Annotated in this window: 20 protein-coding genes; 14 read left to right on the top strand and 6 right to left on the bottom strand. The window is 56.5% G+C overall.

Going from position 1 to position 22,057, the window contains the following annotated elements; translation table 11 throughout:
* Together AC1Z3F_RS06025 and AC1Z3F_RS06020 are read right to left on the bottom strand one after the other, a co-directional pair.
* Positions 1 to 765, bottom strand: a complete 765-nt coding sequence (locus tag AC1Z3F_RS06025; RefSeq protein ID WP_131088291.1) for a GNAT family N-acetyltransferase — start codon at positions 763 to 765, stop codon at positions 1 to 3.
* Complete coding sequence (locus AC1Z3F_RS06020; RefSeq protein ID WP_483566798.1) at positions 765 to 2,777, bottom strand: M3 family metallopeptidase; 2,013 nt, start codon at positions 2,775 to 2,777, stop codon at positions 765 to 767. The genes AC1Z3F_RS06025 and AC1Z3F_RS06020 overlap by 1 nt, the downstream gene beginning before the upstream one ends.
* A gap of 76 nt (positions 2,778 to 2,853) precedes the next feature.
* Between AC1Z3F_RS06020 and AC1Z3F_RS06015 the strand changes: the two genes are divergently transcribed.
* On the top strand, positions 2,854 to 4,065 hold the full coding sequence (locus AC1Z3F_RS06015) for a CapA family protein (protein ID WP_483566797.1): 1,212 nt from the start codon (positions 2,854 to 2,856) through the stop codon (positions 4,063 to 4,065).
* A 1-nt stretch (position 4,066) separates the two neighbouring features.
* Here AC1Z3F_RS06015 and AC1Z3F_RS06010 read toward each other — a convergent pair whose 3' ends face one another.
* The gene (locus AC1Z3F_RS06010; protein WP_131088288.1) at positions 4,067 to 4,702 is read right to left on the bottom strand and encodes a DUF6226 family protein; all 636 of its coding nucleotides are present in this window, start codon (positions 4,700 to 4,702) and stop codon (positions 4,067 to 4,069) included.
* 248 nt (positions 4,703 to 4,950) lie between these two features.
* On the opposite strand from AC1Z3F_RS06010, the gene pdxT reads away from it, so the two are divergent.
* The 9 genes from pdxT to AC1Z3F_RS05965 all read left to right on the top strand — a co-directional run bounded on the left by pdxT (position 4,951) and on the right by AC1Z3F_RS05965 (position 14,580).
* A complete protein-coding gene (gene pdxT / locus AC1Z3F_RS06005) occupies positions 4,951 to 5,562 on the top strand; it encodes a pyridoxal 5'-phosphate synthase glutaminase subunit PdxT (RefSeq protein WP_131088287.1) in 612 nt (203 codons plus the stop codon).
* A gap of 3 nt (positions 5,563 to 5,565) precedes the next feature.
* Positions 5,566 to 6,324, top strand: a complete 759-nt coding sequence (locus AC1Z3F_RS06000; protein WP_131088286.1) for a YebC/PmpR family DNA-binding transcriptional regulator — start codon at positions 5,566 to 5,568, stop codon at positions 6,322 to 6,324.
* Between the two features lie 3 nt (positions 6,325 to 6,327).
* Positions 6,328 to 6,927 carry a crossover junction endodeoxyribonuclease RuvC gene (gene ruvC, locus AC1Z3F_RS05995; protein WP_131088285.1) on the top strand — a complete coding sequence of 200 codons (600 nt, stop codon included), beginning with the start codon at positions 6,328 to 6,330 and terminating at the stop codon, positions 6,925 to 6,927.
* A 92-nt stretch (positions 6,928 to 7,019) separates the two neighbouring features.
* A complete protein-coding gene (gene ruvA / locus AC1Z3F_RS05990) occupies positions 7,020 to 7,637 on the top strand; it encodes a Holliday junction branch migration protein RuvA (protein WP_131088284.1) in 618 nt (205 codons plus the stop codon).
* 21 nt (positions 7,638 to 7,658) lie between these two features.
* Entirely contained in the window at positions 7,659 to 8,711 is a 1,053-nt protein-coding gene (gene ruvB / locus AC1Z3F_RS05985; protein ID WP_131088283.1) for a Holliday junction branch migration DNA helicase RuvB, read from the top strand.
* Between the two features lie 186 nt (positions 8,712 to 8,897).
* Complete coding sequence (gene yajC, locus AC1Z3F_RS05980; RefSeq protein ID WP_131088282.1) at positions 8,898 to 9,323, top strand: preprotein translocase subunit YajC; 426 nt, start codon at positions 8,898 to 8,900, stop codon at positions 9,321 to 9,323.
* Positions 9,324 to 9,382: 59 nt separating this feature from the next.
* Positions 9,383 to 11,116, top strand: a complete 1,734-nt coding sequence (gene secD, locus AC1Z3F_RS05975) for a protein translocase subunit SecD (RefSeq protein ID WP_131088281.1) — start codon at positions 9,383 to 9,385, stop codon at positions 11,114 to 11,116.
* The gene (secF, locus tag AC1Z3F_RS05970) at positions 11,109 to 12,077 is read left to right on the top strand and encodes a protein translocase subunit SecF (RefSeq protein WP_131088280.1); all 969 of its coding nucleotides are present in this window, start codon (positions 11,109 to 11,111) and stop codon (positions 12,075 to 12,077) included. The genes secD and secF overlap by 8 nt, the downstream gene beginning before the upstream one ends.
* 235 nt (positions 12,078 to 12,312) lie before the next feature.
* Positions 12,313 to 14,580, top strand: coding sequence for a RelA/SpoT family protein (locus tag AC1Z3F_RS05965; RefSeq protein WP_131088279.1), 2,268 nt, complete (start codon positions 12,313 to 12,315; stop codon positions 14,578 to 14,580).
* Here the strand turns inward: AC1Z3F_RS05965 and AC1Z3F_RS05960 are convergent.
* Both AC1Z3F_RS05960 and AC1Z3F_RS05955 read right to left on the bottom strand, forming a co-directional pair.
* Positions 14,577 to 15,200, bottom strand: coding sequence for a hypothetical protein (locus AC1Z3F_RS05960; RefSeq protein ID WP_483566796.1), 624 nt, complete (start codon positions 15,198 to 15,200; stop codon positions 14,577 to 14,579). The genes AC1Z3F_RS05965 and AC1Z3F_RS05960 overlap by 4 nt on opposite strands.
* A 60-nt stretch (positions 15,201 to 15,260) precedes the next feature.
* The gene (locus AC1Z3F_RS05955) at positions 15,261 to 16,619 is read right to left on the bottom strand and encodes a DUF349 domain-containing protein (protein ID WP_483566795.1); all 1,359 of its coding nucleotides are present in this window, start codon (positions 16,617 to 16,619) and stop codon (positions 15,261 to 15,263) included.
* Positions 16,620 to 16,761: 142 nt separating this feature from the next.
* On the opposite strand from AC1Z3F_RS05955, the gene hisS reads away from it, so the two are divergent.
* From hisS to AC1Z3F_RS05935, 4 genes are all read left to right on the top strand, one after another.
* Complete coding sequence (gene hisS, locus AC1Z3F_RS05950; RefSeq protein ID WP_444613484.1) at positions 16,762 to 18,084, top strand: histidine--tRNA ligase; 1,323 nt, start codon at positions 16,762 to 16,764, stop codon at positions 18,082 to 18,084.
* Between the two features lie 91 nt (positions 18,085 to 18,175).
* A complete protein-coding gene (gene aspS / locus AC1Z3F_RS05945) occupies positions 18,176 to 19,963 on the top strand; it encodes an aspartate--tRNA ligase (RefSeq protein ID WP_483566794.1) in 1,788 nt (595 codons plus the stop codon).
* 148 nt (positions 19,964 to 20,111) lie between these two features.
* The gene (locus AC1Z3F_RS05940) at positions 20,112 to 21,230 is read left to right on the top strand and encodes a DUF1129 domain-containing protein (RefSeq protein ID WP_483566793.1); all 1,119 of its coding nucleotides are present in this window, start codon (positions 20,112 to 20,114) and stop codon (positions 21,228 to 21,230) included.
* The gene (locus AC1Z3F_RS05935) at positions 21,223 to 21,552 is read left to right on the top strand and encodes a PadR family transcriptional regulator (protein WP_483566792.1); all 330 of its coding nucleotides are present in this window, start codon (positions 21,223 to 21,225) and stop codon (positions 21,550 to 21,552) included. Before AC1Z3F_RS05940 ends, AC1Z3F_RS05935 begins: the two co-directional genes overlap by 8 nt.
* Here the strand turns inward: AC1Z3F_RS05935 and dtd are convergent.
* On the bottom strand, positions 21,549 to 21,986 hold the full coding sequence (gene dtd / locus AC1Z3F_RS05930; protein ID WP_483566940.1) for a D-aminoacyl-tRNA deacylase: 438 nt from the start codon (positions 21,984 to 21,986) through the stop codon (positions 21,549 to 21,551). The two genes, AC1Z3F_RS05935 and dtd, sit on opposite strands and share 4 nt — an antisense overlap.
* Between the last annotated feature and the right edge of the window lie 71 nt (positions 21,987 to 22,057).

The raw sequence follows: 22,057 nt of genomic DNA, 5'->3' as shown, positions 1-22,057 counted from the left end.
CTAGTTCCAAGACCGAAGAACCAAGTGGCGACCGCGACCAAGTAATTTCAGACCGTTGGCCGTGAAGAAATCAGCGCTTGACGGCGTCGCTGCAGCAAGCAGCTCCACCGCAGTCTCTTCGTCAGGCGGTGAGAGCGGATTGATCATGGAGCGCGAAAGCCCTTGAAGCAGTGCTGTGCCAGCACCCTGACGGCGGTATTCCTTGCCCACTGCCAGCGAATGAATCATCAGCTGACCGCCCAAACCCTGCTGAGCAAAACCGCGACCAACGATCTCGCCTTCATCGGTTCGTGCCAAAGCGTGCTCTACACGGCGTAAGGCCGGATGCCCGCTAGAAAGCTGGCTGCTGAGATCTCGCCACAAATTAGTGACGTTCAGCTCGGAAGCATCGGCACCGGTGGCTTCAGGAACGTTATTGCCCAGGCGAATTTTGCCGGCCCAACGATCCATCGGAATAGCCAACGGTCCAGCGTGCCAAGATACTTGTGCGTTGTCAGAGAAACCTGTGGCCTTCAGTTCAGCGGAGTCAGACCCAGCATTAACCCAAGCTTCCACCCGGCGGGCGCCTAAACGCTGGCCCTCGGCCAGTGCTGGGCGCAACCCTGAGGGCTCCGGGTTCTCCGGGAACAGCAAGATCAAGCGCTTGCGCACCGGTTGCCATGCCCATGAGCACCCGTGGGTGGTAAAAATCTTGCCGCCTGTGGCAACTGCTAGTGCCTGATGCCAGTGGCTCAGTGCTTCCTGTGCGGAGGCAATCGTCGTCATTATTCTGCGTTCACCAATCCTCGACGGCGCAGCAACGGCTCTACCCGAGCGGTGCGGCCACGGAACAATTCATAGGACTTTAGGGGATCGCGCGTGTTACCGCGCGAAAGTAGTTCCTGACGGAACCGACTTCCATTTTCGCGCATCAAGCCACCATTTTCCTCGAACCACTGCACAGTGTCGGCGTCGAGTACTTCACTCCATATGTAGGAGTAGTAGCCAGCTGAGTATCCGTTGGCGAAAATGTGCTGGAAATAACCGGTCCGGTAGCGTGGCGGAATCAGTTCTGTATCAAAACCAGCATCGTTGAGAACCTGCTGTTCGAACTGCAGTGGATCTTCGATGACGGCACCAGCGCGAATCGTGTGCCATGCCCAATCCAGCACGCTGGCCGCGAGATATTCGGTGGTAGAAAAGCCCTGACCCCATAGCCCGGCGTCGCGCACCTTACTAATGGTTGCTTCATCCAGCTTCTGACCTGTTTTATGATGCAAGGCATAGCCGGGTATGACCTGCTGATCCAAAACCCACATCTCGTTGACCTGTGAAGGGAATTCGACAAAATCGCGGGGGACTGAGGTGCCTGAAAGGGAAGCGTATTTACCGTTGGAGAACATGCCGTGCAGCGCGTGACCGAACTCGTGGAACAACGTATTGGTTTCATCCAGTGACAGCAAGACGGGTTCACCGTCAGCCGGAGCCGAGATATTCAACGTGTTAGTCACAATGGGCAGTTCGCCAAAGAAGGATGCCGCATCACGCAGGCTTGTCATCCAAGCGCCACCCTTTTTGGTTTCACGAGCCAAATAGTCACCGGTGTAGAGAGCCAGCGGGCTGCCATCAGCGTCGAAAACCTCGAAGACACGAACTTGCTCGTGATACGTAGGTAGGTCAAAGCGTTCCGTGAAGGTGATGCCATACAACTTGGTAGCGGTAGCAAAGACGCCATCAATCAGAACTCGATCAAGCTCAAAGTAGTTCCGCAGCTCCTCGGAATCCACCGCGTATTCATCACGCAACACCTGGTTAGAGTAAAACTTCCAGTCCCATGCGTTGAGCTCATGGCCAGCAACCTTGGCAAGAATTTCGGCTTCTTTACGAGCATTGGCAGTGGCAGCTACGGTAAGTTCAGCCAGTCGTTCTTGGACTGCCGCAGTTGAAGGCGCGGTTGCCTGGGCGAGAACTGTTTCGGCATGGTTGGCAAAGCCGAGTAGCTCAGCACGTTCGGCGCGAAGAGCAGCCATCTGTGCAGCAAGATGGATCGTTGGGTTCTCGTCGGTTCCACGAGAGATCGAGGCCATGAAGACCTTACGACGAGACTCGCTAGAGGTCAGCGATTCAAGCAGTGGCTGCTGGGTCGGAGATACCAAGGGCAGAAGGTAGCCCTGAGCATGCCCGGCTTGTTTGGCAGCCTGAGCCGCCGAGTCGATGGCTTGTGTGCTCAACCCGGCAAGTTCGTCGGTGGATTCAAAGAGCACCGCATGTGCGTTTTGGTTCTCCAACACACGATTGCCGAATTGGCTCGAAAGCTCCGATAGCTGTGCGTTGAGTTCTTTGAGCTTTTGCTTTTCGGATTCGTCCAGCGCCGCGCCGGAGAGTTCAAAGTCCTTTAGGGTCTGTTTCGCTAGACGAGCGTCTTCGCCCTCCAGCTGTGAACAATTAAGGGTTTGTAAACGCAAGTACAAGGTTTTATTTAGGTAAATCTCGTCTTCTTGCGCACTGTAGATTGCCGACATCTGGGATTGGATGGCTCTGATTGGTTCAGTTCCATGAGCGGACAAGACGCTGAAGTACGTCATCATTGCCCGACGCAGGGTTTGTCCGCTGCTTTCAAGCGCTTGGAAGGTATTGGCGAAGGTTGGCTCGCCAGGTTCAGAGGCAATGCGCTGTAATTCTTCGCGTTGTTCCGCGGCTCCGAGTTCGGCCGCTTCCAAGTAGTGATCGGCAGTAATCGAGTCAAAGGCCGGCCATTGGTAAGGGCGGGTACTTGGTGTCAAGAGCGGATTTTGCATAAGCATAGGCTTTCATAAACAACGTGATTGAGCTTGCATTAACACCCCTGAGGTCATACTGGGCTAGGCTCAAAGCATGCATCAGCGTGTGGCCCTCGTTACTCGATCCCTGACTGCCGGCTTGCTTGGTATTGCTCTGCTCTCGGGCTGTTCGGCTACCGACACCCCGAACCAGAACAGTCAGTCTTCCGCGCAGCACACGCCGTCAGGCACTGCATCAAATCCGGACAGTACCGGTGCGGAGAATGCCGATGTTGATCGTGATCAACCAAAAGACTTCTCACTGATGGTCACCGGCGATGTCCTCTTGCATCCTGCGCTTTTGGACGAGGCGAAAACATCCGCCCAAGCACAATCGGGCAACGGTGAAGATTATGATTTTTCCCCGCTACTAGCCGGGCTCAAGCCATACGCTCAGGACGCGGACGCAGCCCTGTGCAATCTTGAAACACCAATAGGAAAGCCACCATATTCGGGCTACCCGCGCTTCACTGTCCCTGAACAGATTCTCGCTGATTTGAAAGACGTGGGGTACGACGGTTGCACCACGGCGACCAACCACACCGTGGATGCCGGAACCTCCGGAGTGAACCGGACGCTGGATGCGCTAGAGGAGCATGGACTTTTTGCCACTGGCTCCTACCGCACACACAAGGATTCTCAGAAGCCACCGATTATGGAAATTGATGGCGTGAAGCTCGGGGTAGTGACCAGTACCTTTTCGCTTAATGGATTAGCTGCCGATGCAAACTGGCAGGTCGATACCGGTGTTGACGCACAAAGGTTAATCAACCGGGGCAAAGCGGCGAAAAAGGCCGGGGCTCAAATTCTTGTGGCCGCGATTCACGACGGAACCGAATACACCAACCGACCCACCGCCGAGCAACAAAATCTTGGCCATGCGCTGGCTGACTCCGGGGCCTTCGACTTCATCTACATGCACCACACGCATTCGGTGCTTCCTATTGAAAAGTACGACGGCACCTGGATTGTTTACGGGCTGGGAAACTCGGTAGCCAAGCACGCGACCAAGACCATCCTGAACCGCGAAGGCATCAGCGTCAAAGCGACATTTAGCGAAGGCAAAAAGTCCGGGGACTGGGAAGTTAGCAAGCTTGAATGGGTTCCGCATCAGCTCTCTAAGTCGCCAGTGAAATGGTGCGAAGTTTTTGACGTCTCCGATTGTCTGCCTGCTGCTGATTCCAAAGCGTCTTTAGCAAGGACCAAGGCCACGATGAACGCGTACGGTGCCATTGAAGATGGGCTTCAGCCATGGCGTCTGGATTAAATTAGCGCACTGGCCAAGGAGCCCAGCGGCCATCGTGCGGAAGAATTTCACGGGCCCTGGCCAAGCGTGCGGGCGAAATATCTTCGAAGCTGCGCGATTCCTCGGCGAATCCCAGTGCCTTGACATGAAACAGATGCGTTACTAGTTGCTGATCCCAGTTCATGATCTCGACGAAGGCCCCGGAGACTACTGCGTCGATCCATTCCTCAAGCTCGTCAAGCATCTCGGGAACTGACTCATCACAACCATCGCAACCGCAGTTAGGAGTGATTCTCCGGAATAAGGCTCCGAATTCAAGATGCACGCTAGGAAAGTTAGTGAAAACCAAAGCCATCGGTGCACACCGTGAATCCTCAGGAAAAAGTCGAACCGAAGCAATCAGATCTTGATCATTCACGCGAAGCAGCCTAGCTAGTCCGGGATCTTCGTAGCGACGCACTTTGAAACGCGCGCACATCCATTCCAGCAGCGCCTGAGTCACCTCATGCACCGGCGCAAAACGGTGCGGGTGGGCGACCTGGGTATACGCGTCCTCCGGTGGCTGGGAATCCCAGCGGTTTCCATACTCAATCGGCAGACCGCGAGCGTCAAGAAAATCGGCAATGGTGATCTGCGGTCGTTGGTATCCGTGGAGCATTGGCAACACCCTTGCTTTGACGTGGTTAGTAACAGGCTATCGCCTTGACTCGCCATGCGTGGCTTCTGGCCGGTTGGCCACAACCAAAAACTGGGAGTGATGATGTCAATGGATGGCGTCGCCGTCGAATCATGGCGTAGGAAAAGGCGACACACCGTGCAACAAAATTAGCTGGTACGAGCAAGGGTACTAACGTTGTTTCGGCGCGAAGTGCGCCATGTAGCCCTCGAACTCTAAAGGTCACACCCATGCCGAAATTTGGCGTCCTCGCCCTTCAAGGGGATTTCCGTGAACACCTTGCGTCTTTGGAACGTTTGGGCCAAGCAGCACAGATAGTACGCACCCCTGAGGATCTTAAGCAGGTCGACGCGTTGGTCATCCCTGGGGGAGAGTCCTCTGTCATCGACCGGCTGTCACGTAACTATTCGCTGGCCGAACCGATCAAGGAACGCATAGCGGCAGGAATGCCGGCGTACGGCTCCTGTGCCGGAATGATCATGCTGGCTGACCGGATTGAAAACCCTGCGGTCTCCAGTGCCGGCGCAGTACAGCAAAGCTTTGGTGGAATCGACATGACGGTGCGTCGTAATGCCTTCGGCCGACAAGTGGATTCCTTCGAATACCAGCTGGACTTCAACGGTAAAAATCTCGAAGCGGTCTTTATCCGTGCACCCGAAGCGGTGCAAGTAGGACCCGAGGTGCAGGTGATCAGCATGGTTCCGGCTGAGGATGAGCGCGAACAGGGTAGAATTGTTGCAGTACGTCAGGGAAATTTGTTGGCAACCAGCTTTCACCCGGAAGTCACCGGCAGCACGGCGATCCACGAATTTTTCATCCAACTCACGCGAGGAGACGCTTAAAGCATGTCAGGCCACTCCAAATGGGCAACCACCAAGCATAAGAAGGCTGCAATTGACGCCAAGCGCGCCAAGGCCTTTGCAAAATTCATTAAGGGTATCGAAGTTGCAGCCCGTGCCGGCGGCGCCGACATGTCCGGCAACCCGGCACTGGAACTTGCTGTTAGCAAGGCCAAGAAAAACTCCGTGCCAATCAATAACATCGACCGCGCAGTCAAGCGTGGCGCTGGCCTGACCGGCGAAGTTATTGACTACACCGAGATCATTTACGAAGCACGTGGCCCACAGGGCTCGGCTTTGCTGATCGAGTGCCTTACCGATAACAAGAACCGCGCAGCTTCTGAGGTTCGTGTTGGCATCACCCGCAATGGTGGAACCATTGCAGACCCAGGTTCGGTTTCGTACCTGTTTAACCGTCAGGGTGTAGTCCGCCTGCCAAAGGGCGAGCTGAGCGAAGACGACCTGTTGATGATCGTTCTCGACGCCGGCGCGGACGAGATTCTGGACGAGGACGACAGCTTCGCTATTGTCTGCGATCCATCGGATCTGCGTGCTGTTGCCGCTGCGCTGGACGAGGCAGAAATTGCCTACGAGTCCGACGAAATGGAATTCATTCCTTCGATGAAGGTTGATCTGGACGTTGAGGGTGCTCGCAAGTTCCTTCACCTCTTCGACGCTCTCGAAGAACTTGACGATGTGCAGAACGTTTACACCAACGCTGATCTATCCGACGAGGTTCGCGCCGCGCTGGACGAAGAGCAGTAGGACTTGACCCTTCGCGTTGTCGGCGTCGACCCCGGACTGACCCGTTGTGGTCTGGCCGTGGTCGACGTCGCCGCAAACAGACAAGTTTCGCTGGTTGATGTCACCGTCGCCGGCACCCCACCAGGAACTCCACTGGACGCCCGACTGCTAAAGATCGCCAACGCCATTGATGAATGGCTTGATCTTCACAAGCCGGACGTATTGGCCATCGAACGCGTTTTTGCTTCGGCCAACGTATCCACCGTCATCGGCACCGCTCAAGTTACTGGGGTAGTGATCACTGCAGCGGCTCGTCGTGGAATCCCCGTTGCCCTGCATACTCCCACCGAGGTCAAGGCAGCGGTCACCGGTTCTGGACAAGCAAGCAAGGCAGCCATTGGCAAAATGGTTGCGAAGATTTGTCGCCTGGAGGAAGCTCCAAAACCTGCTGATGCCGCCGATGCGGTGGCCTTGGCTATCGCCCACGGATGGCGTGGTGCAGCTTCTGGATCCAATGCTTCAGCCTCTGCAGCTGGTGCGACCGGCTCATCGCAACTCACCGGTGCGCAGCAAGCCTGGATCGCCGCCGAGGCATCGGCCAAGCGACGAGCGGTCCGACGGTAGTAGCTGCGACCCACCGGCGCATTGCGCACGTCGCTATTCGTAAGTATCTTCGATAAGCTAGGTTCGATCGAACATATATCCCAAGGAGTGGCATGATCAGCTCATTGACCGGCACCGTTCAACTGGTGTCCCTGAATACCGCGGTAATTGATGTCAACGGCTTCGGCATGCTGATCAACGCCACCCCCGGAACGCTGGCAACTTTGCACGTTGGACGTGAAGCTACCGTCTTCACCTCCATGGTGGTCCGCGAAGATTCAATGACACTCTTTGGCTTTGCCGGCGCCGATGAACGCGACGTGTTCGAAGTTCTCATTTCGGTCTCCGGTATTGGTCCTCGCACCGGTTTGGCCATCCTTGCCGTGCATAGTGCCGAAGAAGTGCGCATTGCTGCAAACACCAAAGACACCGCCGCTTTCACCAAGGTCTCCGGCATTGGTCCCAAGGGTGCCAGCCGAATTGTGCTGGAACTGAACGGCAAGCTGGTGCCAACCGGTGCTCCCGTGTCATCAACGACCACCATTGGTAACGCCAGTGTTTGGGAGCCTCAGGTCATTGCAGCGTTGACCGGTCTGGGTTGGAGCGAGAAGGATGCCACCAGCACGCTTAATTCGCTCACCAAGGCTGAACCTGAAATTGTTTCGGGCGGAAATGTCGCCGAAATCCTCCGCGCTGCTCTGCGCAGCATGTCTAGCGGGACCCGGGCCTAACCGGCGGTCGAGAGGACCATCATGAAGAATGACTCCACTGGGCTAACCAATGCGGGCAGCGAGCCTGAGGAACGCGTCCTAGAAGCGGCCCTTCGCCCACGAAATCTCGACGATTTTGTTGGCCAGTCGCGGGTTCGCCAGCAGCTTTCGCTGGTTCTTGAGGCTGCAAAAATTCGCGAACGAACTGCAGACCACGTTCTGCTTTCTGGTCCTCCAGGGTTGGGAAAAACCACCCTGTCCATGATTATTGCCGCCGAGATGAACGCACCTCTACGCATCTCATCGGGACCAGCTATTCAACACGCAGGTGACCTCGCAGCAATTCTTTCCTCGCTGACCGAAGGTGAAGTGCTCTTCCTGGACGAAATCCACCGCATGTCGCGTCCCGCCGAGGAGATGCTCTACATGGCGATGGAGGATTTCCGCGTAGATATCATCGTTGGTAAGGGCGCCGGAGCAACGGCCATTCCACTGGAACTGCCACCCTTCACGCTCGTTGGCGCAACCACGCGTGCCGGTCTGCTGCCTGGTCCTTTGCGTGACCGTTTTGGATTCACCGGCCACCTAGAATTTTATGCAGCCAAAGAGCTCGAGTTGGTGTTGCGCCGTTCGGCGATGATGCTCGACTTGAGCGTGACGTCGTTAGCGTTCACCGAGATTGCCGGTCGATCGCGTGGAACACCGCGTATCGCCAACCGCCTGCTGCGCCGAGTCCGCGACTGGGCCTTGGTGCACAAACTCGAAGAGATCGACCACAAGGCTGCGGCCGCTGCCCTTGATATGTACGAAGTTGATGCCCGCGGCCTGGACCGTCTGGACCGCGGCGTATTGGAAGCGTTGTGCACAAAGTTTGGCGGGGGACCGGTAGGACTATCCACCCTAGCTATTGCCGTGGGTGAAGAGACTGAAACCGTTGAGACCGTTGCCGAACCGTATCTAGTGCGCGAAGGGCTGATGGGCCGTACGCCTCGTGGACGTATTGCAATGCCGGGAGCATGGGAGCATCTGGGCCTAAAAATGCCCAAGGATGCAATCTTCGCCAACGCACAAAGCTATGAAAACGATGAGGATTAGGCAAGCAAAGCTTCACTGCTCGCGTAAATGGTCTGCCGGTAGACAGTAACCGATTAGACTGAAGACGCCCGACCTATGCCCGTATACGGGTCAGGTGGGCGTCTTTGTCGTTAACGTGCGCAGTAGGGCGTTTCGGCATCCCAGAACTTTTGATTAAAACGCAACGAATCGTTAGCAGGTAAATACGTGAATTCCCTCGTAATCGCTCAGGCCGCCGGTGGCGGCTTCAACCCATCGCTGATCCTGATGGTGGCGCTGTTCGCAGTGCTGATCTTCATGATGTTCCGCGGACGTAAAAAGCAGGCAGCTCAGCAGGAAAAGCTGAAGACCAACACCGTGCCAGGTGCCAAGGTCATGACCAACTCGGGTATCTTCGGTACCATCGTGGGCGTTGACGCAGAAGATCACGTACAGGTTGAGGTTGCTAACGGCGTTGTGCTGACCTTGCACCGCCAGGCCATCTCCACTTTCTTGGACAACGAGCCAGCTGCAACCGCAACTGATGCCGCTCCTGCCGTAGAAAATGCTGATGCAACCAGCGATGTCGCTGAAACCCCTGAAGAGTCCCTGCGTCGTCTTAACGACCAGGGTAAGGACGAACGCAACTCCTAAGTCCGGGGTTGGCAGCGGTGGCCCGAATGTTCAGCCACCAAAACGAGAAAGCACAATAGATGTCATCAATCAGACCAGTAAAGCAGGCGCGCAAGGCGTTGCTGTGGTTACTGATCGTCTTCATCATCGCAACCGGCGTGCTGGTGGCTGGTGCAGCGACAGGTAAAACCGCGTGGGGGCCCAAGCTGGCCCTCGACCTTGAAGGCGGCACCGAGATGATCTTGGCCCCCCGGGTTCAAGGTAATCAAACGATTAATCAGGAACAGCTGGACCAAGCGGTAGAAATTATCCGCCAACGTGTGGATGGATCTGGTGTTTCAGAATCTGAAATCACCACCCAGTCCGGTCGTAACGTTGTAGTCTCCATGCCTGGTACTCCTGATCAGGCCACGCGTGACCTGATCCAAGCATCTGCCGCAATGGAGTTCCGCCCAGTTTTGGTTTCGGGCGCTTACGAGGCGACCCCTAAGGACAAGCGGACTGCTAAGGCGGAGCTGCCAAACCCGAAGGATGAGCCGAAGAATGCTTCGGATACCAGCTGGGTCACCGCGGATCTGTACAAGCAGTTTGAAGCCTACGATTGCAAGACCGAGCTGGCCAAGGGTAGCGGCGAAGACGCTGATCCTAAAAAGCCAATGATTTCTTGCGATACCGGCACGCAGGCGAAGTACATTCTTGGCCCTCAGGAAATCCCTGGCGACCAGATCTCTGACGCTTACGCTCAGTTGGCACGTGGATCCAATGGATCGGTGACTGGTGAATGGGTTGTTGTTATTGAATTCAACCAGCAGGGCACCAAGACCTTCGCAGATACCACTCAGCGACTGGTGGCACTTCAGGGTGCACAGAACCAGTTTGCGATTGTGCTTGATGGCGAAACCATTTCGGCTCCAACCACCAACGCCGTAATTTCCGATGGTCGCCCCCAGATCTCTGGCGGCTTTACGCAGGAGACTTCCCAGGCGCTGGCCGAGCAGCTCAAATACGGTGCGCTTCCGATCAGCTTTGATATCCAGTCCGAGCGTCAGGTCTCCGCTACTCTCGGTGCTGACCAGCTGAAGGCTGGCCTCATTGCCGGCGTCATCGGTCTAGTTCTGGTCTTCATCTACTCGCTGTTCCAGTACCGCGCACTGGGCCTTGTCACCATTGCGTCTCTGTTGGTTTCAGGCATCCTGACTTACTTGGCCCTGGTCCTGCTCGGTTGGGGAATGAACTACCGGCTTTCGCTGGCTGGTGTTGCAGGTTTGATTGTTGCCATTGGTTTGATCGCTGACTCGTTCATCGTTTACTTCGAACGTGTCCGAGATGAATTGCGCGACGGCCGTCCGTTGGCAAGCGCCGTGGATATTGGTTGGGGACGTGCCAAACGCACCATCCTTGCTTCCAAGGCAGTGAACCTGTTGGCCGCCGTGGTGCTTTACATTGTGGCTGTTGGTAACGTGCGAGGCTTCGCCTTCACCTTGGGTCTAACCGCACTCATCGACCTCGTCGTTGTTTACGGACTAACGCACCCGACCTTGGTATTGCTGGCCCGCACCCGATTCTTCGCTGACGGACACCGACTATCCGGTCTGGACCCTTCGTTGTTGGGCGTTGAGCCACTGTACAAGGGCGCCGGGCAGATCCGTCGATTCGGCGAAAATGCTGAGGCTAACCGTGGCAAGAAGAACGCGAAGGCCTCAGGCGAAGCAGCAAAGCGCATGACCATTGCCGAGCGTCGTCGCGCCGAGGCGCTACAGTCTTCACAGCCGGGCAAGCAGGAGTCCAAGGCGCAGGAGGAGAACAATGAATAAGCTAGTGACGTGGGGCAACGAGCTCTACACCGGCAAGCGTTCCTACCCGTTCACCTCCAAGCATCGCCTCTGGTTCGCCATTGCTGGCGCGTTGGTGATCCTTTCCATTCTGATTCCAGTGGTTAAGGGCGGCTTCAACCTCGGTATCGATTTCCGTGGCGGTTCAGAATTTACCGTTTCGGGCGTGCAGAACACTGACATCAAAATCGGTGAAGAAGCTGTTACCTCTGTGGCTTCGGGTTCTGAAGCGACAGTTACTAACATTGCGCAGAACACTATGCGTGTTCAGACCGAACGCCTAAGCGATGACGAGACCTTGGAAATTGCACGGGCCTTGGCTGACGGATACCAAGTCCAAGCTAAGGAAGTAACCAGTAACTTCATCGGTCCAACCTGGGGCCAAGACGTATCGCGTCAAGCCTTGGTAGGACTAGTTGCCTTCGTGGTGCTTGTCGGGTTGCTCATGGCGGTCTACTTCCGCACCTGGAAGATGTCGTTGGCTGCAATCGTTGGTTTGTTCGTTGTCATCATCGTGACCGCCGGAATCTACTCGATTTCCGGTTTTGAGATTACTCCAAGCGCGATCATCGGCTTCCTAACGATTCTGAGCTATTCACTGTATGACACGGTGGTGGTGTTCGATAAGGTTCGAGAGAACACCAAGGACTTCACCAAACAGTCACGCAGAAGCTTTGAACAGTTGGTGAACCTCGCGGTAAACCAGACGTTGGTTCGTTCCATCAACACCTCGGTTGTTGCTGTTCTTCCAGTTGCGTCGATTCTGTTCATCGGTTCCTACATGCTTGGTGCAGGTACGCTCAAGGATCTTTCGTTGGCCTTGTTCGTCGGCATTATCATTTCGGCACTGTCCACTCTGTTCGTTCAAGCGCCGTTGTACCAATGGCTGCGACGCAATGATGCAGATGTTGCTGAACATACAAAGTCGATCGCTCAGGCATAGTCCGCAGTAGCTTAAAAGAGGCACTTCCAGCACTCGCTGGAGGTGCCTCTTTGCAACTGCGTGAAGCGGTGTAATTAGTTGTCACCGGCCGAACGTGCTATAACAAATGAACCAAACAAGGTGTTTTTAAGTGCAAGGTCGTAGAGGTGTCTACGACCGAAAACTACCAGCACGCGACGCGCGGCAAGATCACAGCTGCCAGCGAAGTGTGGTGGCAATGGGGAAGGAGCGGGGCATGGCTAATACGCCTAACCTGAACAATTCGAAACGACGCTCAATCTCCCGTTTAGTGCGCTTTGCTGGACGCGGTAGTACTCCTGGCACCTCGCCGACGCTTGAGCCGTTGCTTCGCACGGTCAAATCCAAGCATCCACGGGCAGATCTGGACCTGCTGGTCCATGCTTACGAGGTAGCCGAAAAATACCACGAGGGGCAAAAACGTAAGAGTGGGGATCCCTACATCACCCATCCGGTGGCCGTAGCAACAATCCTTGCTGAGATGGGTATGACCGGAGCGATTCTCGCCGCCGCCCTATTGCACGACACCGTTGAAGATACCGAGTACTCACTCGAATCGGTCAAAAAAGAATTCTCTGAAGAGATCGCCATGCTTGTTGATGGCGTGACCAAGCTGGACAAGGTCACTTACGGTGAAGCTGCTCCAGCCGAAACCGTTCGCAAGATGGTTGTTGCCATGTCGCGCGACATCCGAGTATTGCTCATCAAATTGGCGGACCGCCTGCACAACGCCCGCACCTGGCGTTACGTTTCAGCAGAGTCTTCCTCACGTAAAGCCAAAGAAACTTTGGAGATCTTCGCTCCACTGGCTCACCGCCTAGGCATGAATACCGTGAAGTGGGAGTTGGAAGATCTTTCCTTCGCCGCTCTGCATCCTAAGGTGTATCAAGAAATCGTGCGCATGGTGGGGGACCGAACACCAGAACGCGAAAAGTATCTGACCGCTATCCGACAGACCTTGAACGGCGACTTGGGCAATGTAGAAATTCATGCCTCAGTTTCGGGCCGTCCGAAGCATTACTACTCGATCTATCAGAAGATGATTGTTCGAGGAAAAGACTTTGACGACATCCATGACTTGATGGGCGTTCGTATTCTGGTCGATACGGTCAAAGATTGTTATGGCGCACTCGGCGTGGTCCACTCTGAGTGGAACCCCCTGCCAAACCGCTTCAAAGACTACATCGCTATCCCTAAGCTGAACCTTTACCAGTCATTACACACCACGGTCATGGGTCCAGAAGGCAAGCCGGTTGAAATCCAGATCCGCACACACGACATGCATGTGCGTGCCGAATACGGTGTTGCCGCGCACTTCCAGTACAAGCACGGACAATCCGCTAACTCCATGCTCTCGCCTGAGCAGAACATGGACTGGCTGCGTTCCCTGATGGAGTGGCAGGCCGACACCACTGATTCAGAAGAGTTCCTTGACGGACTGCGCTACACCATCAGTTCGGCCGAGGTTTACGTTTATACGCCCAAGGGCGACATCATGTCTCTGCCTGTGGGTGCGACTCCCGTGGACTTTGCATACTCCATTCACACTGATGTTGGTCACCGCACGATTGGTAGCCGAGTCAACGGCAAGCTTGTACCGCTGCACACTGAACTTAAACAGGGCGATGTTGTTGAGGTCTTCACCTCGAAGGCTGAAAGCGCTGGCCCATCCCAGGACTGGCAAAACTTCGTTAAGTCGCCACGAGCCAAGGCTAAGATCCGTGGCTACTTCTCCAAGGAACGTCGAGAAGAAGCGATTGAAAAGGGCAAGGAGCTTCTGACCAAGGAGCTTCGTCGCAACCATCTGCCACTGCAGAAGTTGATGACCCATGACTTGCTCACCACCGTTGCCAACGAACTTCACCACACCGACATTTCTGCCCTGTACCAGTCGGTAGGCGACGGTCATACGAGTGCACAGAACGTTATTGAGCACCTGACGGCCCTCATTGGCCCTCCAGAGGCCGAACAGGTTGATGAGGAAGTCGTAGTTCGCCCGAACGCTCCAAGCGCGACTACGGGCAACGACGCAGGTGTGATTGTTGAAGGTGTCGGAGATGTGCTGGTTAAACTGGCACGTTGCTGCACGCCTGTGCCACCGGATGAGATCCAAGGCTTCGTAACTCGCGGGGCAGGTGTCTCGGTGCACCGCACAGACTGCCTGAACCTGGTACAGCTTTCGACCCAGCCTGACCGTCTGGTCAATGTCACGTGGGCCGCCAAGCACCACGGCGTGTTCCTCGTCGAGATTCAGGTTGAAGCGCTGGATAGAAAATCGTTGCTTTCTGATGTCACTCGAATCCTGTCCGAGAGCCATCTGAACATTTTGTCCGCCTCAGTGCAGACCAGCAAGGACCGTGTGGCACTGTCCCGCTTCTCCTTTGAAATGGGTGACCCTAAGTTCTTGAGCCACGTACTGAATCAGGTGCGTCGCATCGACGGTGTCTACGACGTGTACCGCACGACCGCAGGTTCACGACGTTAGGCCGCTTGCGCGACGTCATCGAAGGAATCAACCAGACGCAGGGCGCGTGAGCGTTCTGGGGATGGTTCGTAGCGTTGTAATGAATCCCTGATCGTTTCTAAGTTCAGGTACGGGTCGTGCAAGCTTATCGCGTTGCTCAGTACCCGACTTGCCACGGGTAGTGGGTCAAACTGTGCGCAGTCACAAACGCTTCTGAGCGCCGATGTCACTTTGACTCGACTGCGAAAAACCATCTGAGTATCGGGCACCCTGGTTTGCATAAATTGAACGTTGAGCCCGAAGCCCGGTTGAAACGGGCGATGATAACTGCGTGTATAGATACACAGCGTATAAACCTCGGGCAGTAAGCCGTGGATCCACGCGGCCGTTTGTCTGGCCAGCACAGTGCTGGAATTCAACTCTCGTCCGCAGACAAACGCGGCGATACGTGCTCTGAGTGAAGCCGTGATCCGAATATTGCTGGGCAGGAAGCAATCGCCCAATACTTCACGTAGTAGCCCATTAGAGGCCATAGCTTGTAGTTCATTGCGACTAAACATTTGGCCGGCGATCCAAAGATCCTCCGGAATGCGCAACGCGACGGCGCCTGATTCGGTAGCCTGGCATTTTCTAGATTCCATGTAGCTACTGAACCAGTAAGCGCCGTCGCGTTGACGGTGTACTGACGATCTGTGGATTACTTACTCAAAGTCGGCTGCCGACTTCTCCAAAGTGTTCAGCCACATACGACGAGCATCAAGAGCTTCTTGAGCCTTTTCGATCTGCTTTGCATTGCCCTTAGCCTGAGCTGCAGCCAAGTCATCTTCCAATGCAGAGATGGTGTCCTGGAGCTGGGAAAGCATCGAGTTTGAACGAGCCTTGGTCTCTGGGTTGGACCGACGCCACTGCTCATCTTCGGCACCCTTGACGGCATCTTCAACCTGACGCAGAGCTGATTCAACGCGCTGTAGGTCGTTGCGTGGAACCTTGCCAGCAGCTTCCCAACGATCGCGAATCTTCTCAAGCTTGGTCTTGGTGGTAGCCAAATCCTTGATTGGCAAAAGCGCACGCGCTTCTTCCAACAGGGCTTCCTTCACTACCAGATTCTCTGAGTACTCAGCATCAATCTTGGCATTGGCCGCGGTACGAGCCTGGAAGAAAACATCCTGAGCGGCACGGAAGCGTCCCCAGAGCTGATCGTCGTCCTTGCGCGAAGCACGGCGCGACTTCTTCCACTCATCCATGAGCTTGCGGTACTCAGCTGCCGTAGCAGCCCAGTCCGTTGAGGTCTGCAAAGCTTCGGCGCGAGCAATCAATTCTTCCTTAACAGCCTTCGCAGAGGCGTTAGTGGAATCAAGCTGCGAGAAGTAGGCGCGGCGGTGACGATCAAAGATCGTGCGAGCAGCGCGGAACCGCTTCCACAAAGCATCTTCGGTAGCCCGAGGCAAACGAACCGATGAACGCTGGGAGGCTTTCCACGCTTCGAACAATTCGTTCATGGACGCCGAAGCGGTCTTCCACTGAATCTGCTCTGGACGCTTTTCAGCCATCGCTTCAGCCTGCTCAACAATGGCTTCACGAGCAGCCTGCTGTTCAGCACGAGCCTCATCGTGAGCCTTGCGCTGTTCGCCATTAAGACTCTCGACTGCAACACGAACGTTTTCAAGACGCGTTTCCAGCGCTGGGATATCGCCAACCATGTGGCGCTCAGCGACGGTGGCCGAGAGCGTGGAGACAGCCTTGCTCAGCTCACCGGCCGGAGCCTTAGCTACAACACGCTGCTCTAGGAGCATGAGCTGGGAAATCGCGTCGTCATATTTGCGCACGAAGTAGCTCAAAGCTTCCTCCTGCGTGGCGTCGGGATACTGACCCACTGGGAACTCGGCACCATCGATGATCACGAAGACGTGTCCATCTTCGGTAACGCGGGCAAACTTAGCCGCTTCGTCGAGGGGAGTGGTATGTGCGACGCTAGGCGCTACGACCGGCTTTGCTACAGGCTTCTGCGCCTGCGGCAATGGGGTCTTCTGGCTGTCGTCGGATTGCTGACTGGTGGTCACCGCTGAAACTCTTTCACTGTACGAGCACTTGCTGTAGCCAACTCTACCTGTGACCTCCGTTTCTTAGTAAGCCGACGTGCACAGGTTTCTTGCAAATCAGGCTTAAGATGTATTGGTAGCCCAATTTGCACTAAGGAGTTTCATGGCACGCAAGGCCTCACTATCAGGTTTCCCAGAATGGCTTCCAGCTGAACGGGCTGTTGAACAGCACGTGCTGGACACCTTGCGTCATGTTTTTGAACTGCATGGTTTCGCAAATATTGAAACCCGCGCCGTGGAAACCCGTGCGCAGCTGCTTCGCAAGGGCGAAATCGACAAGGAAGTTTACGGGCTGTCCCGTTTGGCTGCCGAAGACGATAAAAACGATCCCAACGCTTTGGCCCTGCACTTTGACCTCACCGTGCCATTTGCACGCTACGTCGTGGAGAACGCCGGATACTTGGCTTTCCCATTCCGTCGTTACCAAATGCAGAAGGTCTGGCGTGGCGAGCGTCCACAGGACGGTCGCTTCCGCGAGTTCACCCAGGCTGATATCGACGTGGTTGGCGATGGCACCTTGCCATTTAGCTACGACGTGGAGCTCGCGCTGACCATCGCCGATGCGCTTTCTGCCCTGCCTATTGGCGACTTCCGCCTGCGAGTGAATAACCGCAAGCTAGCTGAAGGCTTCTACCGTGGACTGGGTCTTCAAGATCCGGATGCGGTATTGCGCGCCATCGACAAGCTGGAAAAGATCGGCGATGAAGCTGTCGCCAAGATTCTGGTTGAGGAAGTCGGCGCAACACGCGAGCAGGCTGATGCGGCACTGGCACTGGCAAAAATTCGCACCCTTGACGCCTCATTCGTGGAACAAGTCCGAGCGCTCGGGGTAAGCCACGAGTTGCTGGACACCGGTCTTGATGAGCTCTCCCAGGTGATCGATGCTGCTTCAAAGCGTGCGCCAGGCAAGGTGATGGCTGACCTTTCCATCGCCCGCGGCCTGGACTACTACACCGGCACCGTCTACGAAACCGTGTTGGTAGGCCACGAATCCTTGGGTTCGATCTGCTCCGGCGGACGCTACGAATCGCTGGCGTCCAAGGGCAAAAAGAACTACCCAGGTGTGGGCCTGTCCATCGGCGTCACCCGGCTGATTTCACGCATCTTGGCCGAAGAAGTGGTCACCGCCAGCCGCAGCGTTCCATCAGTGGTATATGTCACCTTGGCCAACGATGACACCTGGCACGAAGCTCAGGATGTGGCCTCGAAGCTGCGTTCACGCGGAATCGCCTGCGAGGTAGCAGCCAGTGCCGAGAAATTTGGCAAGCAGATCAAATTTGCTGATCGACGCGGGATTCCGTTTGTCTGGTTCACCCAGAATGACGGCACCCACGAGGTTAAGGACATTCGCTCCGGTGAGCAGGTAACTGCCGATCCGCTCACCTGGATGCCGGCCGAGTCTGACCTAAAGATCGCCATCAGCTAATACTTGCGGCCAACTGGCCCGCACACGCACCTTGGCAAGGTGCACTAAACTTCATGGGGAGAAACTTTCCCAACCGACCGAAAGGATCGTAGTGCTACGCACTCATCAGCTGGGCGTCTTGAACGCTGAGCACATTGGACAGCAGGTTACCCTCACCGGTTGGGTCGCGCGTCGCCGTGACCACGGTGGTGTTGCCTTCTTGGATTTGCGTGATGCTTCGGGCGTAGCCCAGGTTGTTGTACGCGACGAAGAGGACTTCCACCCGCTGCGCAATGAGTTCGTGCTGCAGATCGTCGGCAACGTCGAGCGCCGCCCGGAGGGCAACGAAAACCCGAACCTGCCAACCGGCCAGATCGAGGTTATCGCTGATACCGTCACCGTGCTGAACACCGCAGCACCCCTGCCTTTCCAGGTTGACGAGCACGTTGAGGTTGGCGAAGAGGCGCGTCTGCGTCACCGCTACCTTGACCTGCGCCGCCCAACCCCGGCACGCAACATCCGTTTGCGCTCCGAGGCTAACCGTGTAGCACGTAACCTGTTGCACGATCAGGGCTACATCGAGATCGAAACCCCAACGCTGACCCGTTCCACCCCGGAAGGCGCTCGCGACTTTGTTGTTCCTGCACGCCTGACCCCGGGTGCCTGGTACGCGCTGCCTCAGTCCCCACAGCTGTTCAAGCAGTTGCTGCAGGTTGGTGGCTTTGAAAAGTACTACCAGATCGCTCGCTGCTACCGCGATGAGGACTTCCGTGCGGACCGTCAGCCAGAGTTCACCCAGCTGGATATCGAAGCTTCATTTGTTGAAGAAGACGACATCATCGAGCTCGGCGAAAAGCTGGTCTCGGAACTGTGGAGCCTGATCGACGTACAGGTCCCAACCCCGATCCGCCGTATGGCGTACTCGGAGGCTATGGCCAAGTACGGTTCAGACAAGCCGGATCTGCGCTTCGGCCTGGAACTGACCGAAATGACCGAGTACTTCGCGAACACCTCCTTCAAGGTCTTCCAGTCCGAGTACGTCGGCGCCGTAGTCATGCCTGGCGGCGCTTCGCAGCCTCGCCGCACCCTGGATGCCTGGCAGGAATTCGCCAAGCAGCGCGGTGCCAAGGGCCTTGCCTACGTATTGATCAAGGAAGATGGCGAGCTTGCTGGCCCAGTAGCCAAGAACCTGTCCGATGAAGAGAAGGCCGGCCTGGCCGCAGCTACCGGCGCAAGCGCTGGCGACTGCATCTTCTTCTCCGCTGGCAAGAAGAACGAAGCGCGCGCGCTGCTCGGTTCGGTCCGTGTTGAAATCGGTCACCGCACCGGTTTGATCAAGGAAGGCGACTGGGCTTTCGTCTGGATCGTCGACGCACCAATGTTTGAAGCCGCGTCGGACGCTGTTGCCTCGGGCGATGTGGCCGTGGGCGCTGGCGCTTGGACCGCTGTGCACCACGCATTCACCAGCCCTAAGCCAGAGTTCATGAACACCTTCGACACCGATCCTGCCTCGGCACTGTCCTACGCATACGACATCGTCTGCAACGGCAACGAAATCGGCGGCGGTTCGATCCGTATCCACCAGCGTGACGTTCAGGAGCGCGTCTTCAAGCTCATGGGCGTGACCCAGGAGCAGGCTGACACCCAGTTCGGCTTCCTGCTTGAAGGCTTCAAGTACGGCGCCCCACCACATGGCGGCATCGCACTGGGCTGGGACCGCGTGCTGCAGCTGCTGACCAACTCGGAGTCCATCCGCGACGTCATCGCCTTCCCGAAGACCGGTGGCGGATTCGATCCACTGACCCAGGCACCTGCGCCAATTACCCCGCAGCAGCGCAAGGAAGCTGGCATCGACTTCAAGCCTGAGAAGAAGAAGGCCGAAGAGGCCGAAGCCAAGTAGGCTTTCGCAGCTTCAAGTAGCCGAATTGAACGTATTCATGCGTTCGATCCGGCTACTTTTTTGCATGAAATAGGCTAAAAAGTAGATTAAAGCTGGTTTTAATACTAGGTTGGTTTTCAACCTAGACTTTTAGATCCCAGGAGAGCACTTGGCCTCGGCAGAACCCAATGACATCATCGAGCTCTACCCTGAAAGCGACCGACAATGGGCGCAGGACTTCAACATCGCGATGTGGTGGAAGGAGCTGAACGATTCCCAGTGCGCAGCGGAACTGGGCAAAGTGCTGGATGCGCTCCGCGACAGCGGTCAAAGCGCAGAAGAACTCTTTGGTGATCCCGCTGAATTCGGCGAAGCCCGGGCTTTCGCGCGCCTGGATCCGCAGCAGCTTGCGGATTCGGAGATGCCGATCAACAGCAGTTTGCTGCTCCTGGCTGGCATCGGGCTCGTTGTTGGCCTGCTGTGCACCGGTTTTGGCACGTGGGTCGGATTCCGCGACGGATGGACGTCGAACTCGTGGCACTTCTGGCAACTGGCGGCCCTGACTGCAGGCACGGGAATCGCCTTATCCGGGCACCTGTGGTGGTTCTACCGTTTGAAAGGCAAATTCGCGCGATCATGGGTGCTGGGGTTGTCCGGAATTGCGGTTTCCATCGCAGCAGCCGTACTGATCGCGGTATTCGGCGGTGGAGAGGTCATGCCGCTGCCCAATTGGCTGGCGCCGATTCTCGGCATCGCCCTGGCTGTCGGTGTGTTCTGGCTGCCATGGAATGATGAGTCTGAACCAGTACGCGGTGGCGCCTGCGCTTTCACGGATCCAGAAGCGTGGTTTTCCGAAACCACTCGTTTGCTGCGCGGGCGCTACGGAATGCGAAGCAGGGAAGCGGCGTCCGCTCTGGAACCTGCCCGCGAGCACTGGTCGAATATGAGCATGGAGGGCGGCGGGGCCAGCATTGCGCAAGAGTTCGGCACGCCGGGCGAATTCGCTATCGGCCTGTCAGTGAACACCGGCACAGCGCTGAAGCGACGCTGGTTACTACGCCGCCTGCTACCGCTAGCCGTAGTGGGCCTCTACAGCTTCAGCCTCGTGCCGGAGGCGATCGCCCCAGACCGCAGTGGATGGGATATCTTCTTCGCGGCGTGCCTTCTGATTTTTGTTGCGGTGACCCTCTACGAGTTGCGCCCGGCGAATCGCGCAGAATACGTAGAATCCAAGCTTGCTGAAAGGCGCGCCCAAGTCCGCGGTATGGAAGAAGGCCGCGATGAGTAAGGACTCGCCATTTCCTGGCAGCTGGCAACGCGCCATGCTCCCGATGCTCCTGCTGGCTGAGCTCTCCAACGGCCACGCTCACGGCTATGCCCTGTCCAAGTCCCTGCAAGAACGCGGTTTCGGCCCGCTCAAAGGCGCAACGCTGTACCCCACATTGGCGAAGCTGGAAGCCGCGGGTCTCGTGGAAACCCGGTGGCAAGAAGGCCAAGGCGGGCCGGGGCGCAAGGTCTACGAACTAGCCGCCGCCGGTCGGGTAGAACTAGCCGAGCAACGAGCCAGCTTCGAGCAACTGACCAAACTGGTACAGAGCACCAGCCGCTAGGGGAGGTCTGCCGAGTCGACGATCATCGTGAACGGACCGGTATTGGTCAGCGAGACATTCATCATCGCGCCAAATGCGCCGGTCTGAACGCTCGCGCCCAGTTCCCGCAAGTAAGCCACGAAGTATTCGTACAACGGCTCGCTCACCGGCCCTGGTGCCGCATTGGACCACGAAGGCCGGCGCCCCTTGCGCACCGAGCCGTAGAGGGTGAACTGGCTGATCACCAAGAGCGGGGCATTTTTGCTGGCAGCGGAGGTTTCATCCTCCAAAATGCGCAGCTGCCAGATCTTCTGGGCGACCTTGCGCGCGGTGGCCTGATCGTCATCGTGAGTCACGCCCAGCAGGATCACCAGCCCGGGGGAGTCCAACCGGCCTGTGATCTCCCCTTCAACTTCGACGTGGGCGGTGCTGGCGACCTGGACGACGGCGCGCATGGAGCAAGTCCTTTCAAGAGGCAATAGGTGTCGGCGGTGGCGTGTTGGCATGCACCGCGCGACTCCCAGAA

The sequence above is a fragment of the Glutamicibacter sp. MOO4 genome (genome assembly GCF_056934395.1).
This window is presented reverse-complemented; position numbering and strand designations above follow the sequence as displayed.